We start from the raw sequence: 255 nt of genomic DNA on the forward strand, positions 1-255 counted from the left end.
TTCCACGCTTTGAAATGATAATTTGCCCTTTCCACTTCCCTGAACTGGCTTCGGCTAGATGGAGTCCTGCATGGCGAAGCAAAGAGTTGCCGTGTGAAAAACCACTTAAATCTCCTGCTTCCCCTAAGATACCAGCTAACGAAATTTCACTAATTCCCTTAATCATAAGTAACTTATTCGCGAAAGGAATTTTAGGTAGTTCATCCTTGATTGCCAGCTCAACTCTTTCAAGTTGTTGAATCGCAAGGTCATACT

The 255-nt window shown here is 42.0% G+C and carries 1 protein-coding gene; it reads right to left on the reverse strand.

Annotated features, from left to right (window positions below):
- Positions 1 to 255, reverse strand: a 255-nt coding sequence (locus M3204_RS23585; protein WP_251489106.1) for a transposase, incomplete at both ends; no start/stop codon positions are given.

The sequence above is a fragment of the Mesobacillus subterraneus genome (assembly GCF_023715485.1).
In the GTDB taxonomy this organism is placed as follows: Bacteria; Bacillota; Bacilli; order Bacillales; family Cytobacillaceae; genus Mesobacillus; species Mesobacillus subterraneus_B.